This window comes from Microbacterium hanjuni (assembly GCF_043556395.1).
Classification (GTDB): Bacteria; Actinomycetota; Actinomycetes; order Actinomycetales; family Microbacteriaceae; genus Microbacterium.
On the sequence record NZ_JBIGIK010000001.1, the window covers coordinates 1069583 to 1085225 of the forward strand.

Genomic DNA, 15643 nt, shown 5'->3' on the forward strand with positions numbered 1-15643 from the left:
GGTTTACTGTACCCATGGCACAGGCTCCCGCCCCGGCCCACCTCCCACCCGAGGAGACGCTCACCGGAGAGGCCGTCGCGCTCGACGTGCAGCCGCTCGGGTTCTTCCTGCGCGCCGTGGGCGCGCTCATCGACCTGGTCACCGCCGTGCTGGTGCTGGTCGTTTTCCTCCTGTTGGCCTCCTGGGTCTCGAACACCGGCGCCCTCCCGGCGGAGGTTCTGCCGATCGTGTCGATCGTGGTGCTCGTGCTCGTGGCCGTTGTGCTGCCGACGACCGTGGAGACGGTCACGCGAGGACGCAGCCTCGGGCGCCTGGTGGTCGGCGGTCGGATCGTGCGCTCGGACGGTGGCGCCTCGGGCTTCCGTCAGGCGTTCCTCCGCGCCCTCGCGGGCGTGCTGGAGATCTGGTTGACCCTCGGCGGGCTCGCCGCGATCGTCGGGGCCTTCACGCCCCGCTCGCAACGGCTCGGCGATCTGCTGGCGGGCACCTACTCGGAGCGCACGCGCACCCGGCCGCTGCCGCCGCCCGCCCCGGGGGTTCCCCCCGTGCTGGAGTCGTGGGCGCGCGTGGTCGACGTCGACCGGCTGCCCGACCGGCTGGCGGCGAGGATCGCACAATTCCTCCGACAGGCACCGCAGCTGCAGCCGGCGGCCCGTGTGCGACTCGCGGCGACCTTGGCCGAGGAGGCGCGCACGCACGTGTCGCCCGTTCCCGCGGTCGACGCCGAGACCCTGCTCCGGGGCGTGTCGGCCGTGAGGCGCGAGCGGGAGTGGCGCGCGCTCATCTCACAGAACGAGCGCGTGGCCGCGCTCCTGCGCGGCACGCGCGAGAACCTGCGCTGACGCGGACGGGGCTCAGACCTGCAGCGACTCGTGACGCACGACCATCCAGCCCCGAGGCACCGACAGGCGCTCGGTGTGGATGGCGCAGAGGTCGTGGGCGTGCGGGTCGTCGGCGCGGCCGAGGGGTCCGACGGCTGCCATCTGGTCGCCGTAGTCGTACGTCAGCGTCGACACCGCTTCGCGGGCGCACGCCACCTTGGAACACAATCTCTCGCGCATTGTTCAGACCCTAGCCGCGGCCTCCCCCACCGACGCTGCGCCACCCCGCGCAACCGGCGACGCGGCATAGGATGATGCCATGGTGCGCAGGAGAATGCGGGAGACCGCGGCCCCCGCACGTCCTTCTCGACACGGCCGTCACGGCCGGGAGAACCGCAGCCCCGTCGTTCGTCCGCCGCTGCCACCGATCGACACGCGCGTCGAACGCTTCGACCTCGCCGTGGGCACGGCGGCCGAATTCCTCCGCTCGGCGTGGGACGAGTTGCGCGAGGTGTCGTTCGAGATCGGCACGATGCCTCCGCTGCCCAACGACGGCGGGATCCCGCGCTGGCGGGTGCTGCGCGAGGAGAAGCGCATCATCCTGTTCCGGGTGCCGATCGAGCGACTGAGCCACCTGCACCGCGACGACGACCTGCACCGGCGCATCTCGATCGAAGGGGCGGTCTTCCGCGCCGCCGCCGAATACCTCGACCGCGATCCGTGGGACCTCGGTCCCGAGCGCTTCCGCTACTTCTGAGCGCGCCGGCTCACGGGTAGATCGTGAGCGACGGGGCGGCGGCATCCGCCGACCACACCGGGAAGCTCGCGAGTGCGTCCGCCGCCGAGAAGCCGACCGCTGCGTGCACCGGGGCGGCGGGGACGAGGCGATAGATCCCGCCGGCTTCGACCGGCACCGACACCGACGCACCGCCCGGAACGTCCACGGTCTGCGCGGCACCGGACGCGTCTTCGACGTCGACCGAGGTCGCGTCCGAGCCGGCGTTCGCGATCGTCAGCGAGGGCGAGGGACCGGTGGGGACCGCGAACAGGCTCGGGGCCGCGATCTCGGGAGCCGCGGCGTACCAGGCGAAGTCGGATGCCTCCCCGAAGCCCGTGGCCTCCCAGGCCGCGGCGACCGTCGGCACGGGCGATTCGACCGTGACCGTGTACTCCCCCGGCGCCAGGCCCGGCAGGTCGAGCACGCTGGGCACTCCCGCCGTGAGCGGCACGGTCGACGACGTCGCCGCCGCGGTGTCGTCGACCCGCGACACCGACACGGTCGCCTCGGTGTCGGCGGTCGGCGAGAGCAGGCGCACGACCGTCGCCGGGTTCGAGCCGTCGGACTCGGTGACGACCGAGATGCCCGGGATGACCTGTCGGGAGGTGGGGGTCGCGACGACGCCGACCTGGTCGACGCCGCCGGGAACGAGCACGCGGATGAGGCTCGACTGCAGCGAAGCGCGCACCGGCGCGCCGCTCGCGGTCACCCGGATCACGGGTGCGGCCTCGTCGGGTGCAAGGCCCGACAACGCGACCACGACCTGGGTGCGGGGAGGCACGACCCGGTCGCGGCCGCCCGGGGGGACGACGGGACCGGTGACGCCGAAGACGGTCAGCTCCACGGTAGCGGCGACATCGCTCGGGTTGGACAGTACGACGAGGTCGTTCGCGCCGGTCGTGCTCGACCCGCCGACCAGCCACGACTCCAGCAGCGGCGGCGTGCAGGCCGAAGCGGCGAATCCCCGCAGGTCGGGGTCGGCGAGCGAGGACGAACCCGACGCCGCGAGGTCGGCGCGCATCCGGTTGCGAGGAGGCGCGGACACCACGACCGGCTGAGCGTCCGCCGGTGCGCTGAGGGTGTCGGTCGCCGCACCCGATGACGCCGGTCCGGACACCACGTCTTGAGGAGCGGCGATGCTGAGCGCGCCGGCGTCTTCGACGGTGCGCCCGAGCGCGAGAAGCGGCCCGGAGCAGACGGCGACCGAATCCGACGGCGCGGGCGTGGCTTGCACCGAGGCCGGCTGCATCGAGACGGTCGGCCAGGGCGCGGCGATCCCCAGCGTCACGGCGATCACCGCTGCGACCGCCAGCACCGTGCCGATGACGACGCGGGCGCTGGTGGCAGCCCAACGGCGGGCTCGGGAATCGGTCATCGCATCTCCCCGGGGACGGGCCCGACGATGCGGGGCGAGCGGCGCGCCACACCGCGGCTCGTGATGGTCGGGACGGCGAGGAGGAGCGCGATGAGCAGCACCACGAGCTGTCCACCGGCGATGAGGTGCGCAGCATCCTCGGTTCTCGTCGACGGCAGCGCGCGCGGCTCGACGGTGCCGCCGACGCGCCACAGTTCACCGCGGGCGGTGTCGCCGACGCTGTCGAGACCGTCGCGCTGGTCGAGAGCCGTCGAGGCCGACAGCTGCAGGGTCGTCGCCTCGGTCGAGGCGGCCGGCGGAACGAGCAGCACGAAACCGATGCCCCGCTCGGCGAGTGCAGGGACGACGTCGGCCGCCGACGAAGTCACCAGGTCGGCGACGAGATCGGCCAGTTCGACGTCGGTGGCGTCGGGGGCGGCGTTCGTGGAGATCAGGGTGCTCTGTCCGCCGAGGGTCTCGCTGCCTCCCCACACGATCCGAACGCGCAGTCCCGTTTCCTCCGGGTCGAGCACGATCGTGCCGAGTCGCGGGTCGTCGCGCCCCTCGGCCGCCACGTAGGCGGGCAGCGTCGAGGTCGGTCCGTTCGTCAGCGCGAGGTCGCCGCGGACGGAGGCGGTGAGCGCAGGGGCCGCCGCGACCGCGAGGGCTGCCAGCACCAGGAACGCGGCGATCGGGCGCACGACACGCATGCGCGGCACGAGGCCCGCGTCGAGGGTGACGGTGGCCGCGCCGATCGCGCCGAGCCACGCGAGGCTCAGACCCGCGCCCGGCCAGATCTCGACGGGGGTCGTTCCCGCGAACGAGAGGGCGACACCGACCGCGGCGAAGGCGGTGGCACCCCCCGCGCCGGTGATCACGAGCAGCGCGGCACCGTTCACCCATCGCGGCGTCAGTACCGACAGCAGAGCGAGCACGGCGAGCGGGGCGGCCAGCAGCGACACCCACCACACCGGCGCTCCGCCGAGGAAGGCCGACCAGCCGCCGGGGTCGGTGGAGGGGAATCCGGCCGTCAGCAACGCGCGCCCGAACGCGTCGGGGGCCACCACGTCACCGGCGAACGGCACGCCCGGGTCGGCCAGCAGGGCCCACGGGCGACCGGCGCGCACCTGGTGCCAGATCAGGGGCGCGAACATCGCTGCGGTGGGCACGATGAGCCAGACGAGCTGCGCCAAGCCGCGGCCGCGACGAGCGAGCGCGACGAGCAGCAGAGCGGCCGACCACAGCACGGCGAAAGCGGGAGCGAGCGACGGCGAGCACGCCACGACGGCGGCCAGCAGAATGGATGCTGCGCCCGCGGGCGCCCAGGATCGGTGCGCCACGCTCGCGGTGTAGAACAGCCACGGCAGCAGCAGGTGAACGAGCACCCCGGTGGGGCGGCCTTCGGACAGCGCCACGAGGAACGTCGGCGACAGCGCCCACGCGATCGCGGCCATGAGTCGCAGCATCGAGTGCTCCGTGACCCGGGTGCTGGCGAACCAGGCGCCGAGCACCGCGAGCGGCAGTGCGGCCAGCCACAGCACCACGAGTGCGCGGGACGGGTTGGCGGGCGAGAGCGTACCGAGCAGTGCGATGACCCCGGCGAAGGGATCCGCGGGCCCGACTTCGCCGAGTCCGAGGGCGCGCTGACCGAAGGCAGCATCCGCCCACAACTGTCCGACGGTGGCCTGCAGCGGCGCGAGTGCTCCGCCGCCGAGCGCGGGCCACGCGAGCAGCGCCGGGAAGGCGGCGATCGACACCAGCAGCCCGCCCAACACCGCCCACGCTCCCCCACCGGTGAAGAAGCGCAGGTCGGAGCGCACCGGTGCGGTGGGCTCGGCGTCGCCGTCGAGACGCAGCCGCATCTGCGAGCGGCTGATGCGCAACGGTGCAAGGCGCGGCCATCCCAGGGTGCGGGCGGAACGGATGCGAGCGCGCGAGCGGGCGACCGCGTCGAGGCGCACGAGCACCAGCACGGTGGCGGCCCACTCGGGCCACACCCGGCCGGGCTCTTTCGCCACGAGATGGGCGATGGTGCGCCAGAGCGCGAGGGGCAGCAGGGAGAGCCAGTGCAGGGGAACCGCAGCGGCCGGCGCGTAGCTCAGGCGGCGGTGCAGTTCTGCTTTGCGCATCGCGAAGGCGCGGCGGCCGGCCCGGCGCCCGACCGGTACCGAGGCGACGCCGTCGCCGCCGACGGCGATGCGCGCGGCGGGTTCGAGGATGACGCGGTCGCCGGCGAGTCGGGCACGCACACCCAGGTCGAGTCCCTCGTCGGCGCCCGAAAGCGCCGGATCCAACCCCCCGAGCGCTCGCCAGGTCTCGCGGCGCACGAGCAGTCCGCGCACGTCGGCGCCGAGCACGTCGGCCGCGCCATCGTGCTGGCCCTGGTCGAGTTCGTCGGCGGCGAGTTCGACCGCGCGTCCGAGCCCGCTCATGCTGACGCCGAGCGAGACGATCTCACTGCGGTCGTCCCACTGCACGAGCTTCGGGGCCACGAAGGCCACGGACGGTGCGAGTTCGAGGGCCCCGGCGAGGCGCGTCAGCGCGTCTTCCTCCGGAGCGGTGTCCTGGGCGAGCAGCCAGACGGCGTCGCCCTGCAGGCGCGGAGTGGCGAGAGCCGTGGCGGCGGCGAAGCCTGTACTGTGCGGGGCGGTGATGACCCCTTCGGCGCCCGAGGTCGCCGCGAGCTCGGTGAGTGCAGCATCCGTTCCGCAGAGCACGATGGTCAGCGCATCGACCGGGCGGGTCTGCGCGTGCAGGGCGGCCAGGGTGCGTTTCAGGTGCAGCGGAGCCGGGGTGCGCCCATCGGGGCGCACGACGAGGATTGCGTGAACTCGGGCGGGCATGACGCAGTCAGCCTAGGCGGGCTCGGTGTGAGAGCCGGGACGCACGCGCCGGGCGAGCGCCGATCGCCGGATCAGCTGGCGCGGCGCTTGAGCTTGCGACGCTCGCGTTCGCTGAGGCCGCCCCAGATGCCGAAGCGCTCATCGTTCTGCAGCGCGTACTCGAGGCACTCGGACTTCACATCGCACGAGGTGCAGACCCGCTTCGCGTCGCGCGTCGAGCCGCCCTTTTCAGGGAAGAATGCTTCAGGGTCGGTCTGCGAGCACAGCGCGTCGGTCTGCCACGCGAGAGCGGCTTCCTCATCGAGCGTGCCGACGTTGCGGCGGACGCCGGGGACACCGAGCTGAACCGGATCGACGAACCAATTCTCGGGTGCGCCGGAAGAATACTGAGACATCTTTACCCCGCCTTTCTGGTTCACCGCGTGTCGTTGCGTCGGGATAATTACACCGGTGTTATTCGTGCGGGTCAAGTCGCGGATCGTAAAGCCTCAAGCGGGTATTGAAGCTTCACGCGTGTCGCACGGCGTGTCGCGCTGAAGATCGTCTCGAGCGGCCGTGCGCGGTGCGGCGTGTCGCCCGCGGTCGATGGGGGTACAGCATCCGTTTCCTGCCGCACCCCGGTCGGAGATTCGCACCCATGTCGGATCGCGTTGCGCGAATCCTCCGACGTTGGCGCGATCATCCGACCGAAGTGGTCGCGGCGGTGGCGGACGGCGGGCTCGAGGACTCGCCCAACCCCCCACCCCAGCAGGCGGCCCAGCGCGGCTGGATCAGCCGGCGACACCGGGCATCGCCACGAACAGCTCGCCCGCGCCCGACACCGTGAGCGGTGTCTCATCGGCCGTCACGAACGCCGCCTGCCCGGGGGTGAGCTCGAGCGCCTCCCCCGAAGCTCCCTCCAGCCGCAGCGTCCCCCGCGTCACGAGGGCGATGGACACCCCGCGAAGCGGCACGACCGCCCCGTCGACGTCGACCCGCACGAGGGCGAAGTCCGGCACTCCCGGGTCGAAGAGCTCGCCGCCGCCCTCGAGCGGCTCGGGGTACAGCCGGGGCGGATCGGACGGCGTGGAATCGAGCAGCTTCAGCAGTTCGGTCACGTCGATGTGCTTGGGGGTCAGCCCACCGCGCAGCACATTGTCGCTCGCCGCCATGAGCTCGACCCCGAGTCCGTCGACGTACGCGTGCAGCGCGCCGGCGGGCACGAAGATCGCCTCCCCCGCGCGCAGCGTGACCAGGTTCATCAGCAGCGCCACCACGACCCCGGCATCGCCCGGGTACGCCTCAGCGAGCCGCCGCGTCAGCTCCAGCTCCTCCGCGTAGGTGGACGAGGAGGCCGCGGCGGCGGCCGTGATGATGCTCGCCACCTCGGCGTCAGCGTGACCACTGAGCAGCCACCCGATCGTCCCGCGCAGGGCGGTCGCAGCATCCGGACCGGACAGGTGCTCCGCGAGCGCCGCAGCGCCCTCCCCCAACGAGCCCACGAGTTCGCGGGTCGCCTCGATCTCGCGCAGACCCGCGAGGGCGACGAAACGGTCGCTCACCGCGACGATCAGCTCGGGCTTGTGATTGTCGTCCCGGTAGTTGCGATCGGCGGCGTCGCGAGGAACTCCGGCGGCCTCTTCGCGCGCGAAACCCTCCTCGGCCTGCGCCTTCGAAGGATGCACCTGGATCGACAGCGGCGCGCCGGCCGCCAGCAGCTTCAGCAGATAGGGCAACTTCGTCGGGGAATCGGATGCTTCGCCCTCGGCCGCCAACCACACGTCGAGCGTGCGTCCGCTGCCGTCGTGCACGACGCTCGGCGAGCCGGGGTGATCACCGAACCACACCTCGGCTTCGGGGCCGCCGCCGGGCTCTCGGCCCTCCAACTCGGCGATGAGGGTCGGCGACCCCCAGGCGTAATCGCGGGGAGTGTTCGAGAGACGAATCAGCACGCCTCCAGCCTATGGGCGCCCCGGCAGTAGCCTGAGGGCATCATGGCGATCACGACGAAGCATCCCGTCAGCGCGCCGCCCGAGGCTCCGCCGCGCGAGACGACCGGGCATCTGCTGCTGCGGGGCTGGTGCACGTTCGTTGTCTCCTCCTCGCTGGCCGGCACCGCCTGGGTCAACGCCGTCGGCGCCATGGGCGCCGCGGTGCTCGTCGTGGCGGCCACCCTCGCCACCGTCGTGCTGTGGGTCACCGTGCGCCCTGCCCTGCAGTGGCGCCGCCTGCCGTGGGTCGGTCTGGCGTTCGTCGTCTGGTCGGCGCTGCCGTTGATCTGGAACCCCTCCCCGGGCGGCGTGGCGATCTCGGGCCTGCTCATCTCCGCCACCGTGCAGGCCGGATTCATCGCCGCCGCCCTCACGTGGCGCGACATCATCCGCACCATCTCCTCGGCGCTCAAATGGGTCGTCGGGCTGTCCCTGCTCTTCGAGGTCGTCGTGGCCGTCTTCGTGCACGACCCGTTGCTGCCGGGCTTCGTGCGCGGCACGGAAGGACAGATTAGCTGGTCGGCGGGGAACCTCTTCGAGGGTGGACCGCTCCACGGCCTCGTCGGCGACGCCGGCATCCTCGGCGCGCTGATGGTGCTCGCGATCATCGTCTTCAGCATCCGCTTCGCAGCCCGAGCGCCTCGCCGAACGATGCTCGTCGTCTGGATCGCGCTCGCGCTCTTCCTGCTCGTGCGCTCCGAATCCGTCGTGTCACTGATCGCCGCCGCGGGCGTCACGCTCGTCCTCACCACCGTGCTGTTGATGCGCACGGCCCGGCACGCCGGCGAGCGCACGCGGTTCTATCTGCTCTACGCGGCCGCGGGGGTCGCCGGCGGGACGGTCGTCTGGGCAGCGTTCGGCCCCAGCCTGATCCGGTCGCAGGGCACGTGGGAAGAGGTGTTCGCCCACCTCGGCGTCGTGGGCGTCATCCTGCTGGCGATGGCGATGCTGGCCTTCGTGTGGCGCGCGTGGTTCTTCGCCGTCGATCGCCCCCGATACGACCTGCGCGACGATCGCCCCTACTCCCCGCTCGCGCTGCTGCCGACCCTGCTCGCCGCGCTGCTGCTCGTCGAGGGCGTCGCCGAGCCCGGGATCCTGCTCCTGTGGGGCTGGATGCTGCTGGTGCTGCTGGGTACGAAGATCAAGCAGGCGCCGCTCGTGGGAGTGGGCCCGGCCGAGCAGAGCCTCGCGATGGAGCGGGGCGAGCTGCCGCGATCCATGCGCTGAGCGACGGGTGCGGCTCCAGGGTCGGCACAGCCGCCCCCGGTAGGATTCCGGCGTGGCCGCATCCCCGGTCCGCCGCAACCCGGAGAACTCACACGTGACCTACGTCTTGCAGAACGTCGTCTTCCCGCTCGAACGAGACCCCGATCTGCTTCCTCTGTACGCAGACCCCGAGACGTGGTCGGTGATCGACGAAGAACCGGTGCGAGTGTCCAACCTCGCGCAGCTCGGCAACGTTCTCGACCGCAACCGCGCCCGCATCGTCGCCGGACGCCGCGTGTCGTTCGGCACCTACTTCAACGGCTTTCCCGCGTCGTACTGGCAGCACTGGACGGCCGTTCGCAACGTGACGTTGACCGTTCGCACCACCGGACCGGCGACCATCCTCGTGTACCGCTCGAACGGCGGCGGCATCAAGCAACGTCTGGAGACCCGCGAGGTGCAGGGAGAGTCGTCGACCTCCTTCGACCTGGTTCTGGACCAGTACAGCGACGGCGGGTGGATCTGGTTCGACATCGCTGCCGACGAGACGGCCGCCATCTTCGAGGGTGCCGAGTGGACGACCGAGCAGGAGCCCGTTCGGGCCGGCAAAGCATCCATCGGCATCACGACCTACAACAAGCCGACGTACTGCATCGACACCCTCACCGCTCTGGCCGACGCGCCTGACGTGCTCGAGCTGCTCGACCGGGTCTTCGTGATCGACCAGGGCACCGACCTCGTCGCCGATCAGCCCGGATACGCCGATGTCGCCGGGCGACTGGGCGACACTCTCGAGATCATCCGACAGCCCAACCTCGGCGGTTCTGGCGGCTTCGCCCGCGCGATGCTCGAAACGCTCGACCGACCCGAGTCGGACTTCGTGCAGCTATTGGACGATGACGTGCGCATCGAGCCGGAGTCCATCCGGCGGTCCGTCACGTTCGGCCGCTACGCCTCGACGCCGACGATCGTGGGCGCCCACATGTTCGACCTGCTCGACCGCCCGAAGCTGCACGCGTGGGCGGAAGTGGTCGATGATGAGCCGTTCATGTGGCGCGCTCTCTTCCAGGAGGAACTGCCCCACGATTTCAGCGTCGCGAATCTGCGCCAAACGCCGATGCTGCACATGCGTCTGGACTCGGACTACAACGGCTGGTGGATGTGTCTCATCCCGCTGTCGATCATCCGCGAGATCGGCCTCTCCCTCCCCGCCTTCATCAAGTGGGACGACGCCGAGTTCTCTCTTCGCGCCCGTGATGCCGGCTATCCCACCGTCTCGATGCCCGGGGTGGCACTCTGGCACGTGTCATGGGTCGGCAAGGACGACTCGATCGACTGGCAGGCCTACTTCCACGCGCGCAATCGCATCGTGGCCGGACTGCTGCACTCGAACGTACCGAAGGGCGGGACGCTGATCCGCCACAGCCGACGCGTCGACCTCAAGCACCTGATGATGATGCAGTACTACCCCGTCGCCCTCCGCCATCGTGCGCTGCGCGACATCCTGTCCGGCCCGTCGCACATGTGGCGCACGCTGCCGACCGCGATGCCCGAGGCGCGCAAGCTCGCAGCGTCCTATCCCGAAACGGTCATCCACAAAGACTCCGGGGTGCCGATGCGGGCACGTCGCGGACGGCAGGTGTTTAAGAGACTGCGCAAACACGCGTTCGACAGCCCCTCCGGGCTGACATTGCGGACCTTCACGCTTCGCACCCTCGTCGCGCACTGGCTGCACCAGCCTCGCCCCGAGAACCTGGCACAGCCGGAGGTCGAGTTCGGCAAGGGCGATGCCCACTGGTGGCGCCTGCCGGTCTACGACAGCGCACTCGTGAGCGCAGCCGACGGATCCGGGAAGAACGTCTACACCCGTGATCGTGCCAAGTTCCGCCGCATGCTGCGGGAGACCGTCCGCCTCCACCGCCGCCTCGAGCGGGAGTGGCCGAAGCTTGCTCGCGAGTATCGGAAGGCGCTCCCGGAGCTGACGTCCGAGCGCTCGTGGCGCGACCTGCTCGGAGGCCAGAAGTGACCATGGACAAGACATCACCCACCGACGCTGCGACCGCGAGCTTCGATCCCGCAACCGCGACGATCGCGATCGTCACCTACAACCGTTCGGCTCTGCTGACCCGCCTGCTCGAGAGCATCGGGCGCATGGACCCGAAGCCCGGTCACGTGGTCATCGTCGACAACGCGTCCACCGACGACACGACCGAGGTCGTCGAATCCCTGCGCGAGCAGCTCGGCACCGAGCTCGTCTACCGCCGCCTCGACACCAACACCGGCGGCTCGGGCGGGTTCAGCGAGGGCATGCGCGTCGCGTATGAACTGGGCTCGCAATGGATGTGGCTCATGGACGACGACGTCGAGGTCGTCCCGGACGGCCTCGCGCTCATGGGGAAGTGGGCGCCCCGCTTCAAGAGTGTCCAGGGCCGGCGCTACGACTACGACGGCAGCGCCTTCTACTGGCAGTACCGCATCGCGGAGTCGATGGCGATCCCGATCCCCTTCGCACCGGCGGGCTTCGACGAGTCGGGGTACAAGGAGATGAACTCCGGATGCTTCGAGGGGATGTTCATCCATCGGGACATCGTGCAGCAGATCGGGCTTCCCGACCCCCGCTTCTTCATCTACTGGGATGACCAGATGTACGGGTGGCTGGCTTCGCGGCTCACGACCTCGGTGATCGTCGACGATTTCGTTCTTCGACGCACCCGCGAGATCAAGCAGCACGATTTCGGTGTTCGTCACATGAACGCGTCGAGCAACGCGTACCGGTTCTACATCATGCGCAACCGCGGCCACATGAAGCAGTACTACCGCTCCGTGGGTGCATACAACCCGATCGCGTTCAACACCGGAACAGCACTGACGTTCGTCAAGGAACTCATCCGGCTCGTCCTCGTGGAGCGCACCGTGCGCGGTACGAGTCACCTGTTCCGGGGACTGCGCGAGGGACGTCGCATCGCGCGCGACCGCTCGTGGAAGCCGATGGCTCCGCTGGCCTGACGCGCCGCCATCCGAAGGGACCAGAACGGCGAAGACGCTGCGGTAGTGTTTCCCACGCTGTCCGCGAAGAACTGGAGAAAAAATGGCGTTTGAGAAGGATGTTGTCGTCGTCGGAGGCGGCGGGCATGTGGGCCTTCCGCTCGCCATCGCGTTGGCGAGCCGCGGGAAGAAGACGGTTGTCTACGACCTCTCTGAGGCCGCTGTGGCGAAGATAATGCACGCCCAAATGCCTTTCATAGAGCCCGGTGCCGACTCGGTCCTCGCGGACGTCGTCGCTTCGGGAATGCTCACGGCCTCCACCGACCCGGCCGTGGTTGCGACGGCCGAGAACGTCGTGGTGGTCATCGGCACCCCGGTCGACGAGCACCTCAACCCCGACCCGAATGCCATTCCGCGCGCCCTGGCCACGTGCGCGCCGTTCTTCCGGGACGGTCAACTCCTCGCACTCCGCAGCACGATCTACCCGGGTGTGACTGCTTTGGTCCGCGACATGGTCGCCGGCATGGGCATCGACATGGATGTCGCGTTCTGCCCCGAGCGCATCGCTGAGCACAAGGCGATGACGGAGCTCTTCGAGCTTCCGCAGATCGTCTCGGGGTACACACCGCGTGCGATCGAACGGGCAGCGGCGCTCTTCGGATCGCTCACCGACTCCATCGTGGAGCTCACTCCCGAGGAAGCAGAGCTGGCCAAGCTCTTCACGAACACGTGGCGCTACATCAAGTTCGCCGCGGTCAATCAGTTCTACATGATGGCCAACTCGAAGGGTGTGGATTTCGAACGGATCCGCGCCGGGCTGACCCAGGACTATCCGCGTGCGCAGGACATGCCCGGACCCGGCTTCGCCGCCGGCCCCTGCCTGTTCAAGGACACGATGCAGCTCGCCGCGTTCAGCGACAACACCTTCCAGCTCGGCCACTCGGCGATGCTTGTCAACGAGGGCCTCCCCCTCTACGTGACCAGTCAGTTGGAGCGCACTCACGACCTTTCCCAGATGACCGTGGGCATCCTCGGAATGGCCTTCAAAGCAGGCTCCGACGACATCCGCTCGAGTCTCTCCTACAAGCTGCAGCGTGTTCTGCGTTTCAAGGCGAAGTCCGTTCTGGCGACGGACCCCTACGTCCCCGAGAGCGTCGATCCATCGCTGCTTCCGCTCGACGAAGTCATCGCCCGCAGTGATCTCCTCATCATCGCCACGCCTCACAGCGACTATCGCGGAATCGAAACCGACAAACCGGTTGCCGACGTCTGGAACCTGCTGGGCAACGGGGTACTCATTTGAGCGACGCCACCCCGCGGGTGTCCATCGTCGTCCCCGCGTACAACGAGGGTGAAGCGATCCTCCCGTACCTCTCCAAGGTGATCGACACTGTCACCTATCCGTTCGAGCTCCTCGTCGTGGTGGACACTCCCGACGACACCACGATCGCTGCACTCGAGACCACTGCTGCAGAAGACTCCCGCATACGCACCGTCATCAACACCTATGGGCGCGGGCCCGCGCAGGCCATCCGCTTCGGCTTCGATGCGGCGCGTGCGGGGACCGTCGTCGTGACCATGGCCGACGGTAGTGACGACCCCCGGCAGATCGACGCACTCGCCGAATTGGTCGAGCGAGGTGTCGTGGTGGCGGCAGGAAGTCGCTACATGGCCGGCGGGCAGCAGATCGGCGGCCCGCGATTCAAGCGCGCCCTGTCGAGGCTTGCCGGGCAGTCCTTGCACCTTCTGGCCGGCATCGGGACACGGGACGCCACGAACTCCTTCAAGGCGTACAACGCCGACTTCGTTCGCACGGTCACGATCCAGTCCCGTGCGGGATTCGAGATCGGCCTCGAATTGACCGCGAAGGCACGACGCGCGCGCCTTCCTGTCGCCGAACTTCCGACCATCTGGCTCGACCGGACCGATGGGGAATCCAACTTCCAGCTGAGGAAGTGGATCCCCAAATACCTCCGCTGGTATTTCTTCGCGTTCGGCAAGCCACTACCCATCACACAGATCGAAGCCGCCGCAGGCGCGAAGGGAAACAAGTAATGGAAAAGGTCCTCGTCACCGGGTCCGCAGGGTTCATCGGCGGTTATGTCGTCGAAGAACTGCTCCGCAAGGGATACAAAGTTGTCGGAGTCGACAACTACTCCAAGTACGGTCCCGTCAAGAAGTCGTATGACGACGACCCCAACTACGAGCTGGTCGTCGCCGATGTCCTGGACACCGAGCGCATGACCGAGTTGCTCATGGACTGCGATCACTTCATTGCGGGGGCCGCTCTCATCGGTGGCATCTCCTACTTCCACACGTACCAGTACGACCTCCTCGCAACGAACGAGCGCATCATCGCCTCGTCTTGCGACGCTGCTATCGCCGTCAAGAAGGCGGGCGGCAAGCTGAAGAAGGTCACCTACATGTCCTCGTCGATGGTCTTTGAGTCGACCGACCGCTGGCCCTCGAAAGAGGGCGACGAGCTGATCGTGCCCCCGCCGCTGTCGTCCTATGGGTTCCAGAAGCTGGCCGTCGAGTACTTCGCCCGCGCTGCGAAGGGCCAGTACGACGTCGATTTCACCATCCTTCGCCCGTTCAACTGTGTCGGCATCGGAGAATCACGTGCGCTCGGAGACGTGGAGATCCACTCCGGCAACGTCCAGCTCGCGATGAGCCACGTCGTTCCCGACCTGGTGCAGAAGGTGCTGAAGGGTCAGGACCCGCTGCACATCCTCGGTGAGGGCAATCAAGTCCGCCACTACACCTACGGCGGCGACCTGGCCCGGGGGATCGTGCTCAGCCTCGACCACCCCGAGGCGCTGAACACTGACTTCAACCTCTCCACCCCGGTCGGACACACCGTCGTGGAGCTCGCCGAGATCATCTGGCGCAAGATCAAGGGGCCTGACGTGCCGTTGAACCTCGTGAAGGACCCGGCGTTCGAATTCGACGTGCAGAAGCGCGTCCCGGACACGCAGAAGGCCAAGGACGTGCTCGGCTTCGAGGCGTCTGCCACTCTCGAAGACATGCTCGACGAGGTCATCCCGTGGATCCGCAACGCGGTCTCTGAGGGAACCATCTAACGAGGACATCGACGGCGCCGGGCATCCGCCCGGCGCCGTCGGCATTCCGAAGCCGGAAGAAGCAAACTCATGCGCCTACCAGACACCGCCCACACGCGGGACTTTCTAATCCGCAACATTCGCCGCGGCGGTATCTTCCTGGCCATCGGTGGGCTGGGTTTCGTCGTCGACGCCGTCGTCTATAACCTGCTCGTCTTCTCAGGCGGCGCCGGCCCGCTTTATCAAGCACCGCTCGTGGCGAAAACAATCGCGGTCGTCGCAGGGCTCGTCGTGACCTATGCCGGCAACAAGTTCCTGACCTATCGGGACCGACGCGCTTCCGTTAGCTGGGGGCAGATCCTCCGCTATAGCGCCGTGAATATCCTCGCGATACTGGTGCAGTTGGGATGCCTGGCGTTCTCGCGCTACGTCCTCGGGCTCGACACAGTTCTAGCCGACAATGTGTCTGGGACCTTCATCGGCCAAGCGTTGGCGACCGGCGTGAGGTATGTGTTTTATACCCTCTGGGTGTTCCCCCACTCGCCCGCGGAGGATCCAATCACCTACATCGAGGAGCATCACGACGAGACGCCGAGACGCCACGAGTAACACTCCCCGGTCGCG

14 protein-coding genes are annotated in these 15643 nt (G+C 68.9%); 9 read left to right on the plus strand and 5 right to left on the minus strand.

Annotation, left to right across the window (positions count from 1 at the left end; all coding sequences use genetic code 11):
- Window positions 1-14 precede the first annotated feature (14 nt).
- Window positions 15-842, plus strand: a complete 828-nt coding sequence (locus tag ACFXP5_RS05415; protein ID WP_394527505.1) for an RDD family protein — start codon at window positions 15-17, stop codon at window positions 840-842.
- 12 nt (window positions 843-854) lie between these two features.
- Here the strand turns inward: ACFXP5_RS05415 and ACFXP5_RS05420 are convergent, their stop codons facing one another.
- Entirely contained in the window at window positions 855-1061 is a 207-nt protein-coding gene (locus tag ACFXP5_RS05420; RefSeq protein WP_394527506.1) for a DUF3499 family protein, read from the minus strand.
- A 79-nt stretch (window positions 1062-1140) separates the two neighbouring features.
- Here ACFXP5_RS05420 and ACFXP5_RS05425 point away from each other — a divergent pair, with 79 nt between their 5' ends.
- Window positions 1141-1578, plus strand: coding sequence for a hypothetical protein (locus ACFXP5_RS05425; RefSeq protein WP_394527507.1), 438 nt, complete (start codon window positions 1141-1143; stop codon window positions 1576-1578).
- 10 nt (window positions 1579-1588) lie between these two features.
- On the opposite strand, the gene ACFXP5_RS05430 is transcribed toward ACFXP5_RS05425, so the two are convergent.
- The 4 genes from ACFXP5_RS05430 to manA form a co-directional block, all read right to left on the minus strand.
- Entirely contained in the window at window positions 1589-2974 is a 1386-nt protein-coding gene (locus ACFXP5_RS05430) for a DUF5719 family protein (protein ID WP_394543807.1), read from the minus strand.
- A complete protein-coding gene (locus ACFXP5_RS05435) occupies window positions 2971-5796 on the minus strand; it encodes a glycosyltransferase (protein ID WP_394543808.1) in 2826 nt (941 codons plus the stop codon). Before ACFXP5_RS05435 ends, ACFXP5_RS05430 begins: the two co-directional genes overlap by 4 nt.
- 71 nt (window positions 5797-5867) lie before the next feature.
- A complete protein-coding gene (locus ACFXP5_RS05440; RefSeq protein ID WP_394527510.1) occupies window positions 5868-6191 on the minus strand; it encodes a WhiB family transcriptional regulator in 324 nt (107 codons plus the stop codon).
- A gap of 375 nt (window positions 6192-6566) precedes the next feature.
- A complete protein-coding gene (manA, locus tag ACFXP5_RS05445) occupies window positions 6567-7727 on the minus strand; it encodes a mannose-6-phosphate isomerase, class I (protein ID WP_394543809.1) in 1161 nt (386 codons plus the stop codon).
- A gap of 42 nt (window positions 7728-7769) precedes the next feature.
- Here manA and ACFXP5_RS05450 point away from each other — a divergent pair, with 42 nt between their 5' ends.
- The 7 genes from ACFXP5_RS05450 to ACFXP5_RS05480 all read left to right on the plus strand — a co-directional run bounded on the left by ACFXP5_RS05450 (window position 7770) and on the right by ACFXP5_RS05480 (window position 15628).
- Window positions 7770-8993, plus strand: coding sequence for an O-antigen ligase family protein (locus tag ACFXP5_RS05450; protein ID WP_394543810.1), 1224 nt, complete (start codon window positions 7770-7772; stop codon window positions 8991-8993).
- 52 nt (window positions 8994-9045) lie between these two features.
- Window positions 9046-10998 carry a glycosyltransferase gene (locus tag ACFXP5_RS05455; RefSeq protein WP_394543811.1) on the plus strand — a complete coding sequence of 651 codons (1953 nt, stop codon included), beginning with the start codon at window positions 9046-9048 and terminating at the stop codon, window positions 10996-10998.
- 2 nt (window positions 10999-11000) lie between these two features.
- Window positions 11001-11978, plus strand: coding sequence for a glycosyltransferase (locus ACFXP5_RS05460; RefSeq protein ID WP_394543812.1), 978 nt, complete (start codon window positions 11001-11003; stop codon window positions 11976-11978).
- A gap of 82 nt (window positions 11979-12060) precedes the next feature.
- Window positions 12061-13260: a nucleotide sugar dehydrogenase gene (locus tag ACFXP5_RS05465; protein ID WP_394543813.1), complete on the plus strand. Its 1200-nt coding sequence runs from the start codon at window positions 12061-12063 to the stop codon at window positions 13258-13260.
- A 17-nt stretch (window positions 13261-13277) separates the two neighbouring features.
- Window positions 13278-14012, plus strand: coding sequence for a glycosyltransferase family 2 protein (locus ACFXP5_RS05470; RefSeq protein ID WP_394543814.1), 735 nt, complete (start codon window positions 13278-13280; stop codon window positions 14010-14012).
- On the plus strand, window positions 14012-15040 hold the full coding sequence (locus ACFXP5_RS05475) for an NAD-dependent epimerase/dehydratase family protein (protein ID WP_394543815.1): 1029 nt from the start codon (window positions 14012-14014) through the stop codon (window positions 15038-15040). The genes ACFXP5_RS05470 and ACFXP5_RS05475 overlap by 1 nt, the downstream gene beginning before the upstream one ends.
- Before the next feature lie 69 nt (window positions 15041-15109).
- Window positions 15110-15628: a GtrA family protein gene (locus tag ACFXP5_RS05480; RefSeq protein WP_394543816.1), complete on the plus strand. Its 519-nt coding sequence runs from the start codon at window positions 15110-15112 to the stop codon at window positions 15626-15628.
- Window positions 15629-15643: the final 15 nt, after the last annotated feature.